20 protein-coding genes and 1 pseudogene are annotated in these 18,641 nt (G+C 31.7%); 7 read left to right on the top strand and 14 right to left on the bottom strand.

From position 1 onward, the window contains the following. Nucleotides 1-3 precede the first annotated feature (3 nt). Nucleotides 4-1,416: a 23S rRNA (uracil(1939)-C(5))-methyltransferase RlmD gene (gene rlmD / locus IHE43_RS18195; RefSeq protein ID WP_192185216.1), complete on the bottom strand. Its 1,413-nt coding sequence runs from the start codon at nucleotides 1,414-1,416 to the stop codon at nucleotides 4-6. 333 nt (nucleotides 1,417-1,749) lie between these two features. On the opposite strand from rlmD, the gene IHE43_RS18190 reads away from it, so the two are divergent. Then, nucleotides 1,750-2,625 carry a sensor histidine kinase KdpD gene (locus IHE43_RS18190; RefSeq protein ID WP_225585197.1) on the top strand — a complete coding sequence of 292 codons (876 nt, stop codon included), beginning with the start codon at nucleotides 1,750-1,752 and terminating at the stop codon, nucleotides 2,623-2,625. 93 nt (nucleotides 2,626-2,718) lie between these two features. Here the strand turns inward: IHE43_RS18190 and IHE43_RS18185 are convergent, their stop codons facing one another. The 6 genes from IHE43_RS18185 to IHE43_RS18160 form a co-directional block, all read right to left on the bottom strand. Continuing rightward, nucleotides 2,719-3,771 (bottom strand): hypothetical protein, encoded by a 1,053-nt coding sequence (locus tag IHE43_RS18185; RefSeq protein ID WP_192185214.1) that lies wholly within the window; start codon nucleotides 3,769-3,771, stop codon nucleotides 2,719-2,721. Nucleotides 3,772-4,059: 288 nt separating this feature from the next. Next, nucleotides 4,060-4,506 carry a hypothetical protein gene (locus tag IHE43_RS18180; protein ID WP_192185213.1) on the bottom strand — a complete coding sequence of 149 codons (447 nt, stop codon included), beginning with the start codon at nucleotides 4,504-4,506 and terminating at the stop codon, nucleotides 4,060-4,062. Between the two features lie 59 nt (nucleotides 4,507-4,565). Continuing rightward, nucleotides 4,566-4,973, bottom strand: a complete 408-nt coding sequence (locus IHE43_RS18175; RefSeq protein WP_192185212.1) for a hypothetical protein — start codon at nucleotides 4,971-4,973, stop codon at nucleotides 4,566-4,568. Between the two features lie 156 nt (nucleotides 4,974-5,129). Further along, nucleotides 5,130-6,116 (bottom strand): aldo/keto reductase, encoded by a 987-nt coding sequence (locus tag IHE43_RS18170; RefSeq protein ID WP_192185211.1) that lies wholly within the window; start codon nucleotides 6,114-6,116, stop codon nucleotides 5,130-5,132. Nucleotides 6,117-6,256: 140 nt separating this feature from the next. Next, nucleotides 6,257-7,144, bottom strand: coding sequence for a cysteine synthase CysM (gene cysM, locus IHE43_RS18165; RefSeq protein ID WP_192185210.1), 888 nt, complete (start codon nucleotides 7,142-7,144; stop codon nucleotides 6,257-6,259). Between the two features lies 1 nt (nucleotide 7,145). Beyond that, the gene (locus tag IHE43_RS18160; RefSeq protein WP_192185209.1) at nucleotides 7,146-7,937 is read right to left on the bottom strand and encodes a serine O-acetyltransferase; all 792 of its coding nucleotides are present in this window, start codon (nucleotides 7,935-7,937) and stop codon (nucleotides 7,146-7,148) included. Nucleotides 7,938-8,129: 192 nt separating this feature from the next. Between IHE43_RS18160 and IHE43_RS18155 the strand changes: the two are divergent. After that, nucleotides 8,130-8,830 (top strand): annotated as a pseudogene (locus tag IHE43_RS18155) (DUF1003 domain-containing protein). 12 nt (nucleotides 8,831-8,842) lie between these two features. Here IHE43_RS18155 and IHE43_RS18150 read toward each other — a convergent pair. Beyond that, nucleotides 8,843-9,127 (bottom strand): DUF2752 domain-containing protein, encoded by a 285-nt coding sequence (locus IHE43_RS18150; RefSeq protein WP_192185208.1) that lies wholly within the window; start codon nucleotides 9,125-9,127, stop codon nucleotides 8,843-8,845. A 106-nt stretch (nucleotides 9,128-9,233) separates the two neighbouring features. On the opposite strand from IHE43_RS18150, the gene IHE43_RS18145 reads away from it, so the two are divergent. Next, the gene (locus tag IHE43_RS18145; protein ID WP_192185207.1) at nucleotides 9,234-9,419 is read left to right on the top strand and encodes a hypothetical protein; all 186 of its coding nucleotides are present in this window, start codon (nucleotides 9,234-9,236) and stop codon (nucleotides 9,417-9,419) included. Next, the gene (locus IHE43_RS18140; RefSeq protein ID WP_192185206.1) at nucleotides 9,409-9,960 is read left to right on the top strand and encodes a Smr/MutS family protein; all 552 of its coding nucleotides are present in this window, start codon (nucleotides 9,409-9,411) and stop codon (nucleotides 9,958-9,960) included. The genes IHE43_RS18145 and IHE43_RS18140 overlap by 11 nt, the downstream gene beginning before the upstream one ends. Nucleotides 9,961-10,107: 147 nt before the next feature. Here IHE43_RS18140 and IHE43_RS18135 read toward each other — a convergent pair whose 3' ends face one another. Further along, nucleotides 10,108-11,115, bottom strand: coding sequence for a hypothetical protein (locus tag IHE43_RS18135; RefSeq protein WP_192185205.1), 1,008 nt, complete (start codon nucleotides 11,113-11,115; stop codon nucleotides 10,108-10,110). Between the two features lie 86 nt (nucleotides 11,116-11,201). On the opposite strand from IHE43_RS18135, the gene IHE43_RS18130 reads away from it, so the two are divergent. Next, on the top strand, nucleotides 11,202-12,326 hold the full coding sequence (locus IHE43_RS18130; protein WP_192185204.1) for a cysteine desulfurase family protein: 1,125 nt from the start codon (nucleotides 11,202-11,204) through the stop codon (nucleotides 12,324-12,326). Nucleotides 12,327-12,411: 85 nt separating this feature from the next. On the opposite strand, the gene IHE43_RS18125 is transcribed toward IHE43_RS18130, so the two are convergent. The 3 genes from IHE43_RS18125 to glf all read right to left on the bottom strand — a co-directional run bounded on the left by IHE43_RS18125 (nucleotide 12,412) and on the right by glf (nucleotide 14,945). Next, complete coding sequence (locus IHE43_RS18125; protein ID WP_192185203.1) at nucleotides 12,412-12,972, bottom strand: L-threonylcarbamoyladenylate synthase; 561 nt, start codon at nucleotides 12,970-12,972, stop codon at nucleotides 12,412-12,414. A gap of 103 nt (nucleotides 12,973-13,075) precedes the next feature. Next, nucleotides 13,076-13,840 (bottom strand): DUF4422 domain-containing protein, encoded by a 765-nt coding sequence (locus tag IHE43_RS18120; RefSeq protein WP_192185202.1) that lies wholly within the window; start codon nucleotides 13,838-13,840, stop codon nucleotides 13,076-13,078. Beyond that, a complete protein-coding gene (glf, locus tag IHE43_RS18115) occupies nucleotides 13,833-14,945 on the bottom strand; it encodes a UDP-galactopyranose mutase (protein WP_192185201.1) in 1,113 nt (370 codons plus the stop codon). The genes IHE43_RS18120 and glf overlap by 8 nt, the downstream gene beginning before the upstream one ends. 54 nt (nucleotides 14,946-14,999) lie before the next feature. On the opposite strand from glf, the gene IHE43_RS18110 reads away from it, so the two are divergent. Continuing rightward, a complete protein-coding gene (locus IHE43_RS18110) occupies nucleotides 15,000-15,878 on the top strand; it encodes a hypothetical protein (protein ID WP_192185200.1) in 879 nt (292 codons plus the stop codon). A 109-nt stretch (nucleotides 15,879-15,987) separates the two neighbouring features. Then, complete coding sequence (locus IHE43_RS18105; RefSeq protein ID WP_192185199.1) at nucleotides 15,988-16,758, top strand: Kdo domain containing protein; 771 nt, start codon at nucleotides 15,988-15,990, stop codon at nucleotides 16,756-16,758. Here the strand turns inward: IHE43_RS18105 and IHE43_RS18100 are convergent. Further along, nucleotides 16,736-17,512, bottom strand: coding sequence for a glycosyltransferase family 2 protein (locus IHE43_RS18100; protein WP_192185198.1), 777 nt, complete (start codon nucleotides 17,510-17,512; stop codon nucleotides 16,736-16,738). The genes IHE43_RS18105 and IHE43_RS18100 overlap by 23 nt on opposite strands. Nucleotides 17,513-17,531: 19 nt before the next feature. Further along, a complete protein-coding gene (locus tag IHE43_RS18095) occupies nucleotides 17,532-18,596 on the bottom strand; it encodes a glycosyltransferase family 9 protein (RefSeq protein WP_192185197.1) in 1,065 nt (354 codons plus the stop codon). Nucleotides 18,597-18,641: the final 45 nt, after the last annotated feature.

Here is an 18,641-nt window from a genome sequence, read left to right as displayed (position 1 = left end):
TTGTTATCTAAGTTCTAAAAGTACAACATTTTCAACATGGTGCGTCTGCGGAAACATATCAACTGGTCGAACGCGGGTAACTTTATATTTTTCGTCCATCAAAGCAAGGTCTCTCGCTTGTGTAGCCGAATTACAACTCACATACACAACTTTTTTAGGAGCAATTTTTAAGATCTGATCAATAACCGCTGCGTGCATACCATCTCTTGGTGGATCTGTAATGATAACATCTGGTTTTCCGTGTTGTGCAATAAAACTTTCGTTGAATACCACTTTCATGTCTCCAACAAAAAACTCACAATTGGTAATATTATTGCGTTCTGCATTTGCTTTAGCATCCAAAATAGCTTCAGGAACACTTTCTACACCAATTACTTTTTTTGCTTTTTTTGAAACGAATTGAGCGATGGTTCCCGTTCCGGTATATAAATCGTAAACTGTTTCATCACCTGTAAGTCCGGCAAAATCACGTGTTATTTTGTACAATTCATACGCCTGATCAGAATTAGTCTGATAAAAAGATTTAGCATTAATGCTGAATTTTAAGCCTTCCATTTCTTCCAGAATATAATCCCGACCTTTATATAGTTTAATATCCTGATCGTAAATAGTATCGTTCTGTTTTGCATTTACAACATATTGCAATGAAGTAATCTGTGGAAATTTTTCATATAAATGATCCAAAATCAATTCACGATTCTTTTTGTCATTCTCGAAAAACTGAATCAAAACCATGATTTCACCAGTCGATGCAGTACGAATCATAAAAGTTCTTAGCAAACCGGATTGTTCTCTCGGATTAAAAAAGGCTAAATTATGCTCGTTAGCAAAATCTCTAATTTCGTTTCTAATGGCATTTGAAGGATCTTCTTGTAAATAACATTTTTGAATGTCAAGAATTTTATCCCACATTTTCGGAATATGAAATCCTAAAGCATTTCTGTTTCCTAAATCTTCTGTGTTGCCAATTTCTTTCTCCGTTAACCAACGGCTGTTTGAAAACGAAAATTCCATTTTATTTCTATAGAAAAATTGTTTCTCTGAACCCAAAATAGTTTCGAATTCAGGAAGTTCAACTTTCCCGATACGTTGCAAGTGATTTTTTACCTCATTTTGTTTGTAATACAACTGTTGGCTGTATTTCATATTTTGCCATTTGCATCCTCCACAAACTCCAAAGTGATCGCAAATTGGTTCAATGCGATGTTCTGATAATTCGTGAAATTTTACGGCTTTGCCTTCATAATAGGCTTTTCTTTTTTTGAATGTTTGTACGTCAACTACATCACCCGGAACTACGTTCGGAATAAATATTACTTTTCCGTCCGGAGCCTTAGCTACTGATACTCCTTTTGCTCCAGCATCAAGAACCTGGATTTGATGAAAGACAACTTTGTCTGTATTTTTTCTTCCCATAGGGCAAAAATAAGGGTTTGTAAACTTTTATAAATTTAAATTTTAAAATATTTTATCAAATTGTTGAATTTATTAGTTTAATTAAGTTTAAAAGTTAACTTTGTTTATAGTATTATCCCCAGATCCTACTTTTTTAACCAATAGTTTTGTTATGTTTTTATGAATTTGTATCACAATCTATCACAAATTGGCTTTCTAAAAAAAAGTTACGCGTTAAAATTCCTCTTTGTCGCTTTTGTAGGTATTCATATTCCTTTAATTGGAATTTTATTTTTTGTGCTATTTTACTCTCATAATATTTCGCCTACATCTATTTTGATTTTTTGCCTGATAATGACTTTATTGGCTACCGCGATAACACTTTTGGTTTTAAACCAATTGATAAAACCTATTTCAAAAGCATCAAAATCATTAGATGAATATCGAAACAACAGAAGGCTTTCTGTGCTGCCTACTGAATATACAGATGAAGCTGGTTTATTAATGTGTAATATTCAGGAATCTATTTATGAAGCTGAAAGTTTTATAAACGAAAAGCAGGATTTGATTTATATGCTTTCGCATGATTTGAAAAATTTTGCTGGAAATCCTCAGGGGTTGGCGAAATTGATTTTAAGTGAAAATCCATCTGAATCCATAAAACATTTGGCCGATTTAATTTGTGAATCAACAAACTTGCAGTTTCGTTATATAGAAAATTTTATAAAACTGCTTAATGAACAAGATCAGGTTGTGAAATTTAATCAGGAGCCACGAGAAATAATGTTTTCTAATATTTTACCTTTTATTAATGAGCAGGTTGAACAACGTTTAATTGATAAAAATATTAAATTAAGTCTGAGTTTAGAAACGGAAGCGGCTACTCTTAAAATTGATGAAGGTTTATTGATTCAGGTTATTGTAAACTTAATAAGCAATGCGATTAAATTTTCTTATTTTGACAGTGAAATCAAAGTCAGGATTTACAATGAAGATTCAAAATTGATGATTAGTGTTGTAGATCACGGAATTGGTTTCAATAAAAATCAAATTGAAGAGTTGTTTAAGAAATTTACCAAAATGAGTCGATTGGGTACAGCAAACGAATCATCGACAGGAATTGGTTTATACTTGTGTAAGAAAATTATTGAAAGAAATAAAGGAACTTTAAGCGCTATCAGTGAAGGCAAAAATAAAGGTGCCGAATTTAAGATTGAGTTTGATATGTAAAAAAAAGATAAATTACACTTTCTTAAAAAAGTGTAATTTATCTTGGTAACCTAATAAGCTTTTATCTAAAATAAGCCAATATAATTTAGCTCCTTAGTCTGTGATTTTTCCTCCAGCCAAAAGAATGTTGAAAACTTTTTCTTGGTATTCAGGAGTAATAGTGGCCCAGTATTCAATTTGAAATTCAGTTATTTGTGCTAGTACATTTAATGCAAATCCTTCATAATTTAAATCCCAATTCTCTGCGGTTAGTTTTATTAAAATTTTGTCATATAACCCTGAATTCACTAATGCCCATTTACGCATATTAGTATTTAATCTATCAAAAAAAAGTCGCGCTCTAATATTGTTTTCTTCTACTGGATCGTCCAACACTGGATAAGAAGAAAAGTTGTAGCCTAAAGTATATGGATTCTGCATATAATTATATGCGGTTTCTGGTGTTGCTTGATATGTAGTATTTGGAACTATTGGTGGAAGTGTATTAGGATTTAATATAGTATATGTTGGTGATCCAACATTTTCAGTACAAGTTACTTCAGTAAATTCAAATACAGTAATCTCATCACCCTCATCACCCAATCCTGTTTCTTTCTTTTTAGCAAGTTGATAGCATTTATTGCCGTAATTTATTAGTTTGCTTGTAGATTTAGAATTTAGATTGACTATTAGTTTCTTTATATTAAGAATTTCTACCTTATTATTTAAATTTACTTCCTTGTTAATTGTAATTTTACTTTTATCTGAATCTGTTACATTGTATTTTACATGGTAGGATTCATAACTTCCATCAGTGCCAATTTGAAGAACCAAATTTTCAACAAATTCACTTTTTTGAGAGCGATAAAGAGGGAATGTTAATGTCTTAAATCCTCTCTCTTCAACTAATAATATTTTATCTGTGTTTATTAAAAAAATAAACTGATTGGCAAAAGTTTCTGAATTTCTTAACGTGTTTAGATCTGTTTGAAGTTGTTGAAATTTAGAAAATGCATGGCTGTCTTTTTTTAAGTCATCTAAATTAATGTATTTAGAGATTGTTTTTTCTTGAATGGCATTTTCATTATTCTGATCTGTATTATCATTAGTACAAGCAAAAAATAAGAAAATAGAACAGAAAATTAAAAGCGTTTTAATCTTTTTCATAGGTTTATTTGTTAATTAATAAACGCTAATATAAGTTATGTTTTGTTAAAAAAGTTAAATTAATTATTAAAATATTACAATTTTAATAAAGCGATTTTTTGTTAATTATTTTACAATGTTATGTTGTTTTAAAAATTAAATTTTAGTATGATAATTTTTAATTAGAAACGAATCTTCAAAAGGAATTGTATACTTATGTAAAAAAATTATTGAAAGAAATAAAGGAACTTTAATCGCTATCAGTGAAGGCAAAAATAAAGGTGCCGAATTTAAGATTGAGTTTGATATCTAGTTTTTTCTTTTTTTAATAATTTCATAATTAACAATCGTAAAAAAGTAAAAACACAAGTCGGCTGAGATTTTCCCAAAAATAATTCCGAAGAAATAATTCCCAAACAGAATTGGCATCCAATACATGCAAAAAGGACGAATTACCAAAAAGTCTAAAAAAGCAGGATAGCCAAATTCTAAAACTAAATTTTTCAGCAATAAAAGAATTTCTTTAGAGGTAGTGATTTTGTTCAGCAATTTATTTTGATGAACCAGTTTTTTATACGAAGAAATAAAAATGACACTGTAAAAAGCCAAATATTCCGAAAAAGTAATGATATATGCTGTGGTTAACCCGCTGTAAATTTTACTAAAAAGAGAAGCTGTAAGTGCGGCACTTGTACTTGCTAATTCAGCATACTTATAACGATCAAACCATTCTTTAAATTTTGTTTTTTTTAGCATTTCTTTTTCAGTAACGAAGTTTTGAGGTGGCTAAGTTACTAAGTTTCGTTTTTAAAAAATTATTTCTCAAACATGGTGGCGTAAAAAAGCTTAGGTTTTCCATCAACACATTCTACGCTGCTGGGAGGCAATAAAATATCACAAGTTGAGAATACGTTCCATTTTACATTAAATGCAGCTTCTGCATCGGTGTACGCTTTTACTTTAGCAAGAAATTCAGTTTTATTTATTTTTGTTGAAAAAGCGATATAACCATTCGCCCCACCACAAGGCTTAGAACCAATTGCTGTAAAATTCCATTCCTTTTGATCGGTACAAGGTTGAGAATTAACTAGCGAAGCTGTTATAATCTCCTGGTACATTTTATCTAAATTTCGTTGTTCCTGGTTTTTGGCAGAATCATCATCGTTGCTACAGGAGACCATTGTCAGGCAAATGGCAAATAATATAAAACTTAGTTTTTTCATGGTTAGTGAATTTATGATTAGCTTTATTATAAGATGCTAAAATTTAAAAATGGTTGCGTTAAAAAAGATGCTAAGTTTCTGAGTAGGTAAGATTCTAAGTTTTTTGAGCTTTGAGTCTTGAATCTAAATCTAACCTTAATAACTCAGAATCTCAGATTACCATAAATGATGAACAGAAGGTTTAATGTATTCTTCGTAAATCGCGTTCATAGCTTTAATCTTTTCAGGAGCTAATTTAGGCAAATCATAAACCGATAAATTTGACATAACATGATTTGCATTTGAAGCACCTGGAATAATACAGCTGATTTCTTCAAAATTTAAAATCCATTGTAAAGCGATAGGGGCAAGATTAGTTGAATCCGGAAATAAAGCTTTTAGTTTTTCAACAGCTTCTAAACCTAAATTGTAATCAATCCCAGAGAAAGTCTCGCCTTTGTCGAAAGCATCTCCGTTGCGATTAAAATTACGATGGTCTTGGGGTTCAAAAATAGTTTTTGGATCAAATTTACCGGTTAAAAGCCCGCTTGCTAATGGAACTCTCGCAATAATCCCAATGTCTTTTTTTCTGGCTTCCGAGAAAAATAATTGCGACGGACGCTGGCGAAACAAATTAAAAATAATTTGTACCGTCGTTACATTTGAATATTCAATTGCTTTTAATGCTTCTTCTGCTTTTTCGACACTTACGCCAAGATTTAAAATTTTACCCTGATCTTTTAAGCGATCAAATAGTTCAAAAATCTCAGGTCGGTAATAAACTTCAGTAGGAGGGCAGTGCAGCTGAATTAAATCCAAAGTCTCTAAATTCATTCTTTTCAAACTGTCTTCAACAAATTTCTGAAGTACTTTTGGTTGATAACCTTCATTCACGTGCGGATTAATTTGACGCCCACATTTTGTAGCCACATAAATTCTTTCAGATCGTGAACGAACAACACGCCCTACAGCAGTTTCGCTTAAGCCGTTTTCATAAACATCGGCGGTATCAATAAAATTTACGCCATTATCAATAGCAGTATTCAAAAGCTCGTCTGCTGTTTTGTTATCAAAAGCAGATCCCCACTTTCCGCCCACTTGCCAGGTGCCAAGTGAAATTTCAGATATATTAAAATTTGTTTTTCCTAGTTTTCTGTAGTTCATGTTTTTTGAGGTGCTAAGTTGCTAAGGTTCTGAGGTGCTAAGTTTTTTTGAGTTTATAAGGTGTAAGGTTCTCAGGCTTGTGTTTAGAATCCAAGGAAAAACTTAGAACCTTAGTATCTCAGAACCTTAGCACCTTATTTTTAATCGAACAAATCCGAAGAAAGATATCTATCGCCGCGATCGCAGATAACAGCCACAATAACTCCCGATTCTAATTGCTCGGCAATTTTTAAGGCTACGGCAACGGAACCTCCGCTGCTCATTCCGGCAAAAACGCCTTCTTCAAGTGCTAATTTTTTGGTCATTGCTCTGGCTTCTTCTTCGCTAACGTCAACAACAGTATCGACTTTTGAAGCATCGAAGATTTTTGGTAAATATTCCTGAGGCCATTTACGGATTCCGGGAATTTGAGATCCGTCGCTTGGTTGTGCGCCTACGATTTGAATTGCAGGATTTTTTTCTTTTAAATAAGTTGAAGTTCCAATGATTGTTCCGGTTGTTCCCATTGCCGAAACAAAGTGCGTTACGGTTCCTTCAGTATCATTCCAGATTTCAGGACCAGTAGTTTTGTAATGTGCTTTCCAGTTGTCGTCATTCGCAAACTGATTTAGCATGATATAACCGCCTTCTGCGACTTTTTTGTCGGCATAGTCACGCGAACCAATAATTCCTTCACTAGCGGGCGTTAAAATCACTGTAGCGCCATACGCACGCATGGTTTGAGTTCTTTCTTTTGTAGAATCTTCAGGTAAGACTAATTCGATTTCTATTTGAAACAATTGGGCAATCATGGCAAGGGCAATTCCGGTATTACCGCTTGTAGCTTCAATTAATTTATCCCCTTTTTTAATATCGCCTCTTTCCAGGGCTGATGCGATCATATTATAAGCCGCTCTGTCTTTTACACTTCCCCCAGGATTATTTCCCTCTAGTTTTAGTAAAAGTTTTACGTTTTTATTTTTAACCAAATTGACAGTTTCCATTAATGGAGTATTTCCAATTAGGTTTAGCAATTTCTGTGGACCCATTTTATTTTTTTTCTTTTATTTTAACTTCAGTTGTAGTGGTGTTTAAAACGATAGAATCTGCAGGAATAGATTTGGTAATCCAGGCATTTCCTCCAACGATACTATTTTTTCCGATAATAGTTTCTCCTCCTAAGATTGTTGCATTGGCATAAATGCAAACATTTTTTTCTACGGTAGGATGGCGTTTTGCGTTTTTCATTTCTTTGCTCACGCTCAAAGCACCTAGTGTTACACCCTGATAAATTTTTACGTGTTTTTCGATTACTGTTGTTTCTCCAATAACAATTCCGGTCGCATGATCGATAAAAAAGGGTGAGGCAATTTTTGCACCTGCGTGTATATCGGTTCCTGTAATTCGATGTGCATATTCACTCATTAATCTTGAAAACAATAATAAATCAAGAAGATATAGTTCGTGGCTTAATCTATAAATGGCAATTGCATAAAAACCAGGATAACCTAAGTAAACTTCGTCGATGCTGTTTGATGCTGGATCATTTTCTAAAATATATTCGGCATCCTGATTTAATTTTTCCAAAACTCCCGGAAGTTTTTCCAGAAACCGATCCCAAATAGATTCGCATAAGTTTTCTGGTTTCTTACAGGCCAAAACTGCAATTTCTTTAAATCGTATTTCGAGTTCGTCAATACTTTGATCTAAAGGTGCATTTGAATCAAAAAGGGTATAGAAAAGCTTTTCGGTAAAATCTTCTGTTTTAGTTTTGATTCCGTAGTTTATGTTTGAATGGCTTTTTAAAGCTTTTATATTTTGTATGATGAGATTTCTTGGCACAATTGTAAAAATTGAATGGATAAATTTGAAACGCTAAAAGTAAGGTGTTTTTTGTAAATAAAGGCACGAAATGCCTAAAGAAATTTTGTTCTGAGAATTCGATTTGTGATAATTAAAGGAATATTGGGAGCCTATAATTTATATCATTCTTAAGAAGTTAAATGCTTAAATTAGCCAGTAAAATTTATAAAAATGAAAAACAATTCAACTTTTAAAAGTGCTATTTCTGATCTTGAATTTCCGGAAAGTGAGAAAATTTCCGGAAAATCGATACATGATCCCGTTCTGGGTCTCATTGTAAAAGAGCATCCATCATTTTGTGATACTGATTCTATCGGGGTTCAGGAATTAAATGTGTACCGCCAAAAGTACATTTCGAACTATTTGTCTGCAGAAATGGGAGCGCTGTCTGATCTTGAAAAAATGTTATAACTTCTCTGAAAGAAGATAAATCTATAGTGAGTATTGTTGAAGATGAAGAGGAAACGAGAAATTTTGGTCAGAGAGTAGCAGATCAGGTTGCTGATTTTGGAGGAAGCTGGACTTTTATCATTTCGTTTTTAGCTTTTATAGTCGTTTGGATTAGTTCGAACGTGTACATTTTGGTGAATAAAGGTTTTGATCCATATCCGTTTATTTTGCTGAATTTAATTTTATCCTGTATCGCGGCTTTGCAGGCTCCTGTAATTATGATGAGTCAGAATCGTCAGGAAGAAAAAGATCGAAATCGTGCTAAAAAAGATTATATGATCAACCTAAAATCAGAATTGGAGATCAGAATGATTCACGATAAAATTGATCATTTGATTATGCATCAGCAGCAGGAATTAATCGAAATTCAGAAAGTTCAAATCGAAATGATGAATGATATTTTGAATCAGATCAAAAAATAATTCTTACAAAAATTAAAAGTAAAAATGTTTGAAATAATATCCGCCAAGCATAAAAAATACATTTACGAGGGCAGAAATTAAAAATGGTTTTTGATGATTTTTAGATTTATCAAAAAAATATAATGCACCGATTCCTAAAAATAATAGGGTAGTATATACCGCCGGATACATCATAAAAGCACCGAAAAAATCACCTTTAAAAAGTAAGAATAAAGCACGCTGGAAACCACATCCCAAACACTCAATTCCGAAGAGCGTTTTGAATAGGCATGGTAACATGTATTTCTCTAAATCCACAGCGATTATTTTTTACAATTTTACAAAAAAATTATGGATAACAATTCACGAGTTTGAAACTGCTACTTTAAAGTTTCATACTTTTGAACTCTTAGGATTTAAAATTATGAAAGCTTTAAAAATTATAATAATGATTCTTGCGATTTCGGTTGCGTTATACGAACAGGTTTCAGCAGAAAAAAATGTTTATATCATGGTAATTGCAATTGCAGTTTTCATGTTTGGAATGATGCAGTTGAGTGCAAAAACACCGAGTAAAAATCAAGATAAAGAAGAGGAAGATGTTGAATAAAGGAGATAAGGTTTCAGTGTTAGATGAAGCCATAAACGGAATAGTAGTTTCAGTTAAAAACAATGAAGTTTTGATTGAAACTGAGGATGGATTCGTGATGACATTTTCTGTCAATGAATTGATTAAAATTCAGGATTCCAGTAATTTAATGAATTCTATTAAAAGAATAGATTTAGATACTGTTTCAAAAGAGAAAGAGGAGCCAAAAGCACGAAGTTTTGTAAAAGAAAAGAAGGATAAGCGCGAAATTTCAGCTCCTGAATTTGATTTGCACATTGAGAAATTAGTTCCTAATAAACGCGGAATGTCAAATTATGATATCTTGACCTTACAGACAGAAACAGCAAAAAGACATATCGAATTTGCGATCAGAAATCGCATTCCAAAAATTGTTTTTATTCACGGTGTTGGCGAAGGAATTCTAAAAGCAGAACTTGATTTTTTATTAGGCCGTTATGACGGAATAGATTTTCAGGACGCCAATTATCAAAAATATGGCTTAGGTGCGACCGAAGTTTATTTTAGGCAAAACAATAAATAAGGTCGTTTTTTAAGTTTAAAACAGCTCGTTTTAAAGCATAAAAAACATCCATTTTTCTTATTGATTTTGTATTAAAATCAGTTTTGAAAAATGGATGTTTTTTGTAAGAAATTAAAAGTAGTTTTTATATTCTAAAATCGTTATTGCTTATGGCTCAACGACAGTTACATTTCCTAAAAGAAATTCTGTTGCTAGTTTAAAAGTACTGTTCCCTTTTTGAAGGGTTACGTTTTTAAGAACGACTTTATGGGTATATACTTTTAGAACATTTGTGGTTGTCACTTCGATAATACCACTTACATTTGTAACACCTGCCTGACCAACCCAGGTATCTTTTACAATTGGAGATGTTGGTGTTTTTTCCTGGCAATAATAATTTGTTGTTGGTGTTGGTAGATTAGTAGTATATGTTCTGTAATACAGATTATTTGTAGTTGCAGTTGAATTGATTAAACCTTTTCTAGGTTGTCCAACAGGTGTAGCTTCGCTTTTAAATAAATTTGTTGCATCAAAATTTTCAATGACTAAAGAATTTGAAGTGTTATTATTGTAAACTTTTTTATTGTCGAAGTCTTTACAATATTTTGCGTTATCAGGCTCTAGAAAACTTACGACTACAGGAGTAACATTGGTAAGGTAATCTCCAAAAATATATTCTTCCTCAACTTGTGGTCCGGCCGGTTTTTGAAAAGTGATATTTTTGAAAATGATATTGTGGTTATAACCAATAATTTCAGTATGACCATCAGTTGGAGCAGGGCTTTTATATACCGCATCCGTAGTGATTTCAATTTTTCCGCCCTGTAATGCAACCCATTCCTCAGTTACATTAGGTGTTTTTGGAGGTATTGCCCCACATATATTTTCTTTTGCAACTGTACCATCGTATGCTCTGTAAACCACGCGGTACTTGTCATTGTCGATAGTATAAATTAGTGGGTCATTATCTGGCGTAGGTTCGTCAATAATCATACCTGCAGGCATATTCAATAATAAGGATTCCTGCGGCTTTAATTTGTAAATTAAAGTATTAGTAAGAGGATCACAGCTTGTAGAAGTAACTTCATCAAAATCTATTGTGTCAACTGTAAGATCGCCGTCATCACAACCGTTTAATAAAAGCGCAAATAATAAAAGGCTTGCATATTTTTTCATCGTAATTTTATTTGCGTCAAAAATAGTGAAAAATTTGGCAAATGATATTTAAGAATAGACAATTGATATTTCATAACTTTGCAGTAATGAAAAAAGTATATCTCGATAACGCCTCTACAACTGCTATACGCCCTGAAGTTATTCAGGAAATGACTAAAGTTATGACAGAAGATTTTGGTAATCCCTCTTCTACACATAGTTTTGGACGAAATGGCAAGACTATTTTAGAGCTTTCCAGAAAAAGTATCGCCAAACATTTAAATTGTTCTGCCCAGGAAATTATTTTTACTTCTGGAGGTACAGAAGCAGACAATTGGATTCTTCGATCAGCCGTTGAAGATTTGAAAGTAGAGCGCATTATTACTTCTAAAATTGAGCATCATGCTGTTTTGTATCCAACTTTGGCTTTACAATCAGATTATAATATTCAGGTAGATTATGTAAAAATAAACCCAGATGGGAGTATTGATCTAACACATTTATCTAATTTATTGTCCGAAGAAAAAAAGACAATTGTTAGTTTGATGCATGTTAATAACGAAACCGGAACCATTTTAGATTTAGATAGAGTGGGAATAATCTGCAAACAATATAATACTTTATTTCACTCAGATACGGTTCAGTCTGTTGGTAAAACAGAGATCGATTTGCAGAAAACTCCGGTTCATTTTATAGTAGCAAGTGCACATAAATTTCACGGACCAAAAGGAATTGGCTTTGCTTTTGTTCGCAAAAACTCAGGTTTGCAACCTTTGCTTTTTGGTGGAGAACAGGAAAAAGGCCTGCGCGCCGGAACCGAAGCGGTACATCAAATTGCCGGAATGGCTAAAGCGTTATCAGTATCTTATGAGAATTTAGATTCAGAAAGAAAATACATTTCCGACTTAAAAACATACCTGATTGAGCAACTTGAAATTTATTTTCCAGATTTCAGAATCAATGGAAAAAAAGACGATTTTTACAATATTATAAATATTATTTTGCCTTTTTCTTCAGATAAAACAGCGATGTTATTGTTTAGTCTGGACATGAAGGGAATTGCAGTTTCTAGAGGAAGCGCCTGCCAATCCGGGAGTATAAAACCTTCTCATGTTTTAAAAGAAATGCTTTCGGAGACTGATTTAAAATTACCAAATCTCCGAATTTCATTTAGTCATTATAATACCAAAGAAGATATTGATTGGTTGATTGAGAGTTTGAAGACCATTTAAAGTTTCTAAGATGCTAAGTCGTTAAGGTTCTGAGTTTTTTTTACAGATTTTAAATAATCTAAAATCTGCAATCTAAAATCTAAAATTATTTACGTATCACTTTCACTTGTGAGTCTTTTGTCAATTTTATAATTGTTGAAGGTTTTCCGGCGACTTTGTCATGATATAAATTCACTACATAATCAACACCTTTGATAATTTCCGGATTAATATCTTTGAAAGCAATAGGGGTTGGTTGTCCTGAAATATTAGCTGAAGTTGACACTAAAGGCTTTTTCATTCGCTCTAATAATTTAAAGCAAAAAGGTTCTTTTACTAAACGAATTCCAAGAGAATTATCTGCTGCAATGATATTTGGTGCCACATTTCGTGGTTCATCAAGGATTAAGGTTGTAGGTTTTTCAGATAAATCTAAAATTTGCCACGCAACTTCAGGAATGTTTTTAAAAACATTATACATCATTTTTTCTCCGTTCATCAAAACAATCATACTTTGTGTTTCGGCACGTTGTTTCAATTTGTAGATTTTTGCAACAGCTTCCGCGTTTGTCGCATCACAACCAATTCCCCAAACTGTATCAGTAGGGTAAAGGATAATTCCACCTTCCTTGATGACTTCGTATGCTTTTAAAATTTCTTCGTTCATTGTAATTGAATATAAATTAGTGCAAAAATAATCTTTCTGGTTGGTAAACAAACCTAAAGCAGTCCATTTTTGAAAGCCAATTATAAATCAATATTGAAATTTTCTATAAATCTATTATTTTGTATGATGGAACTCCTTTGATTTTGAATTTGTTATGATACATATATAAGTTGATTAGCCTTTCTGAAATAAAGCCGAAAATTCGGGCTTGATAAGCATCTTCAGGAATTTTAATTTGGGATTCAAGTTCAAAAAGAATAGAAAACAACCAGCTATAATATGCATCAAATTTTTCTTTTGATGTAATCATCATATTTCCAATGTGAAAAGTAGTTCCTTCATCTAAAAATTTCACAATGTTATCTTTATATTCAGGATATTTTTCCAAAATTATTTTCTTTGTCAGGTCCCAATCTTCACATCGATGGTCGTCACAATAATTTTTGGTTAAAGTAGAAGTTTTGAATTTGTATGGTCTGCAAAGAATTACATCATATTCTGAAAGGATTGATGCTATTTTTTTTTCTAATTTATCTGAAGAAACATTGTATAATTTGGTGTTTTTAAAATCTTCAGTTTTAATTTTTTTCTGAGCTGATGGTTTTAAATTGTACCAATTGTTGTAAAAATTTAAATAGCGTCTATAATGACAAATACCAACATAATCAGCATCTTTTACATTTTTCCAAATCCAGTATGCCGCGGTTAATTCACAATAATTTCCATTTTTTGCGGCTATATTATCAAGTGTATTATCTCTTAATATAGCTGGCGTAATCGTTTCATTTGTTCCCACCTGGATAGGAACAAGTACTTCGTTAGATAACAAAGGATTTTCTTTATGAGTGACTACAAAAATTTTAATCATTATTTAGTTCTTTTTTAGATCTTGTTAAGGCCATTGCAATTACCTGATGCATGTCATAATATTTGTATTCTGATAATCTGCCTCCAAATATTACATTTTCTTCTCTTAGAGATAATTTTTTGTATTCGTCATACAATGCCTGATTTTTGTCATCATTTATAGGATAGAACGCTTCGTTAGATGGATTCCATTCTTGTGGGTATTCTTTTGTGATAACCGTTTTATCTTGTTTGCCAAATTCAAAATGCTTGTGTTCAATTATTCTGGTAAAATCATAAGTGGCATCATTATAATTAACGACAGCATTCCCCTGAAAATTGTCTGTATCTAAAATTTCATTTTCAAAACGAAGCGATCTGTATTCAAGAACACCTAGTTTATAATCAAAGTATTCATCAATTTTTCCAGTGTAAACTATTTTATCAGCAATGTCATTAAATTTTGCTCTGTCAGAAAAGTAATCGGTGTTTGTTACTACTTCAATTCCTTTTAATAAACCATCAATTAGTTTATTATATCCACCAATAGGAATTCCCTGATAAGTATCATTAAAATAATTATTATCAAAAGTGAATCGAACAGGAAGTCTTTTTATAATAAACGCTGGGAGTTCTGTAGCTTTTCTTCCCCATTGTTTTTCAGTATATTCTTTAATGAAATAATCATAAATATCTTTTCCAACAAGACTTAAAGCCTGTTCTTCGAGATTTTTTGGATTTTCGACCCCATAAATTGCTACTTGCTCATCAATTTTTGCTTTAGCTTCCTTAGGTGTTTTGGTGCCCCAAAGCTGATAAAAAGTATTCATATTAAAAGGTAAATTATATAATTTTCCTTTTGCCAGTGCCATTGGTGAATTGGTGAAATTATTAAATTCAACGAATTGATTTACATAATCCCAAAGTCCTTTATCGTTAGTGTGAAATATATGTGCTCCATATTTATGAACGTTTATTCCCTCAATATTTTCGCAATATATATTCCCTCCTGAATGTTCTCTTTTATCTATTACAAGGCATTTTTTTCCTGCCTTTGTAGCCTCATGAGCGAAAACACTTCCGAAGAGTCCTGAGCCGATAATTAAATAGTCATATTGCTTTTTCATGGGGTAAAAATAGATATTAATTACTAAATTGCAACAAATTTCACAAAAGCTTCAATGACAGGAAAAATTCAAGTTGGCTATCTGGTTTCGTATGATTATGAATTGTTAAAAACTTCACTACCAACAGTGTATAAAGATGTGGATACGGTTTTTATTGCCATTGATAAAAATAGAAACACATGGAATGGTGGCACTTTTAATATTGATGAATCTTTTTTTGAGTGGATTAGAATATTTGATATCGATAAAAAAGTAGTTATTTATGAGGATGATTTTTATGTTCCGACTTTAACCACAATGCAATGCGAAATTAGAGAAAGAAAAATGCTTGCTGAAAAAATGGGAACAGGAAATTGGATTATTCAGGTAGACTGCGATGAATATTTTGTTGATTTTAAAAAGTTCGTTTCAGACTTAAGGAAATACGATTCTTATCTTATTAATCCGGAAAAAAATCCAATACAAATTTGCGCCTTTTGGGTCATGCTTTATAAGTATACAGAAAAAGGTATTTTATATGTAGATAAACCTTTAAAAGCAATTTTTGCTACGAATTACCCTAATTATAAAAACGGACGAAGAATTAAGGGACGTCAGATCTATACAAACAACATTGTTTTGCATGAATCATTGTCAAGAACAGAAGAAGATTTACGTTTTAAGTTTGAGAATTGGGGGCATAATGTAGACGTAGATAAAGGATTTTTGGACAAATGGCTTGTTGTGAATGAAAATAATTATAAAGATTATAAGGATTTCTACTATTTGCAACCTAAAAGATGGAAGAAATTAGCATTTTTTTCAACTAAAAATATATCTCAAATAAAAGAGATTATTGAAAATGAAAAAAGATTACATGTCTCTAAATTAAAGATTTACTTTAAAAATTTCGGACAGTGGCTGAAATTCTTATTAAAGAAAAAAACAGCGTAAAGTATTTTTTTAACTCTAAATGAGGCTTGGTTGTGGCATACACGAGCTTAAAGTTGTGCTTTTTCAGAACGAAATGAATCAATAGCAATGATAATAATTAATATATTTAATGATCTCAAAATTTAAATTTTCACCAGTAATAAAGAGTTCCAGAGATATTTTGGCTTTTATTAAAGATTTTAATACTTCAGGCATGTTGTTTGGAAATGGAGATCGCAATATTATAAAATTGTTTGATCTGGATGGGAAAACAATCAACATTAAATCATTCAAAATTCCGAATCTAATTAATAAAATAGCGTATCGTTATTTTAGAAAATCAAAGGCAAGACGTTCGTATGAATATGCTACAATTTTATTAGAAAAGGGTATTGGAACTCCTCAGCCAATAGCATTTTTAGAGAACTTTAATTTTGTTGGTTTAAGAGATAGTTATTATGCGAGCGAGCACTTGGTAACTGACCTGACTTACAGAGAACTTGTAGAAATTCCGGATTACCCGGATCATGATAATATACTGAGACAATTTACCAGATTTAGTTTTGATCTTCATGAAAAAGGTATTGAATTTCTGGATCATTCGCCTGGAAATACTTTGATTAAAAAGAAAGAAGATGGAAATTATGAATTCTTTTTGGTTGATTTAAACCGAATGGAATTTCATCAGTCCATGACTTTTGAAATGCGTATGAAAAATTTGTGTCGCCTGACCCCGATAAAGGAAATGGTGGCCGTAATGAGCAATGAATATGCAAAATTATATCCGGAAACAGAGCAAAAAACTTTTGATACATTATGGAAGTATACTGCTGATTTTCAGGAGCAATTTTATAGAAAAAAGCGCTTAAAAAAGAAACTTAAATTCTGGAAGAAGAAGTAAGACGGTTAAGTTCTTTATATCGAATAAAGATACTATAAGCATTTAGATAACATATCGTAATTCCTTTTGAGCCGTCTAAAAAACCAAAACGAATTAAAAATTGATATAAAAAAGTATAAACAGGATGGAAAATCATTAGTAAATAAGATGATTTCTGTCCTTTTTTTTGTTTCTCAACAGCTTTTAAAATTCCATAACGGTACATTTTTGCTTTGTAATCTTGATAAGAAGTGTAGGAGAAGTGAATGATTTTGTTTTTTAAAGTTGCAATAGATCCATTAACTACTAACTTTTCGTGTACCATTCTATTTTGATCGTACCTGCAATTTGTTTTATTAAAAAGCCTGAAAATTTTATCAGTTTGCCATCCGCTAAAATGTAGTTTTTTGTTTTTAAACATAAAAGTTCTGTAAATCAAATAGGCGCTGGCAGCATTTTTTTTATTTATCGTAGCTATAATTTCAGATTTTAGATCCGGCGATAATCTTTCATCAGCATCAATAAATAAAATCCATGAATTTTGTGCCTGATCAATTGCAAAATTACGCTGCGCTGTATAATTAACAAATTGGTTTTGAATCACTTTTATGTTTTCAAATGATTCAATGATGGCAACCGTCCGATCAGTACTATAAGAATCTATTACAATTATCTCATCAGCAAAATCGATATCATTAAGTAGTGATTTGATATGAAGCTCCTCGTTAAGTGTAATAATTAAAACGGATAACTTTTGCTTTTCGCTAGCACTCATTGGATGGTTTTTACTTTTTTCAATTTTTATATTCTTGAAAATAAGTCTCTAATTTTTCGAGCATTAGAGCCAAAGGATACTCGTTGTAGTATTCAAAAGTATGCTCTTTTATGTATTGCTCTGTATGTTGTTCGTATATTTCAGGTTTTAAATCTTTTAAGTGAATCGAAGCGTTTTTGGCTTCGTTTTCAAATAATTGCCAGGTTTCTTTTCTAACAGAAGGTGTAAAGATTGAAAAAGTCGGAATATCAAGGGCTTTGGCCATATTTACGGCACCTCCTTCATTTCCGATCAACATTTCACATTGAGAAAGCAGCGCTAAAAAAGGTCTTAATTCTGTACAATACAAGTCAAAAACAATGTGTTTTTTTGTTTCTTCTGTGCAATAGTTATAAACTTCAAGAGCTTGTTCTTTTTGGTCTGGAATATAATTAAATATTATAGTAGCGTTAGTTTTAGCGACAGTAAAATCTATAATTTTTGCCATTCCTTCTAATGGATACGTTTTATAAACTTCACTACCTAAAATTCCAAACATAATTAATGGTTTTTCATTGTCTATGTTATAGCTTTTAAGAAGGTTTTGAGCTTCAGTAATTTCAGATTCTTTTAAGAATATTTTTGGCTTTACATCTGTAATTTTTTCTGAAATGAATGGTTTTAAAAGTAATAATCTATTCTCAATCGCTAGTCCGTGTTCTGATTCAATTGCATCAAAACGTTCGTAAGTATAATTGTAAAATATTTTAGTATACCATTTGTGATACGAAACTTTGTATTTTGCTCCTGAAAATAAGGTAATCAGATTAGTCTCTAATTTCGAGTAGACATCAATAACAGCATTGTATTTTTTGCTTCGAATCTCAAAAATAAATTTAAATAAAGAAGGGATTGATTTTCGTACCTTATTGGTTAAAGGAATTATATTATCAATATTTGGGTTTTCTTTTAATACATCAATAGAGTTAGGATAGCACATATAATCTATCACCGAGTCAGGAAACTTTGTTTTTAAGTTATTACAAATTATGGTACTGGTTAATACGTCTCCAATTCTCTTTTGCTGAATGACTAATATTCTCATTTATTTACAATTCAATTTGAGGGCTAAATTACAAACTATTTTATG

The sequence above is a fragment of the Flavobacterium sp. MDT1-60 genome, assembly GCF_014844035.1.
Taxonomy (GTDB): Bacteria; Bacteroidota; Bacteroidia; order Flavobacteriales; family Flavobacteriaceae; genus Flavobacterium.
Note: the sequence above shows the minus strand (reverse complement) of the source record. Positions and strands in the feature narration are given on the sequence as shown.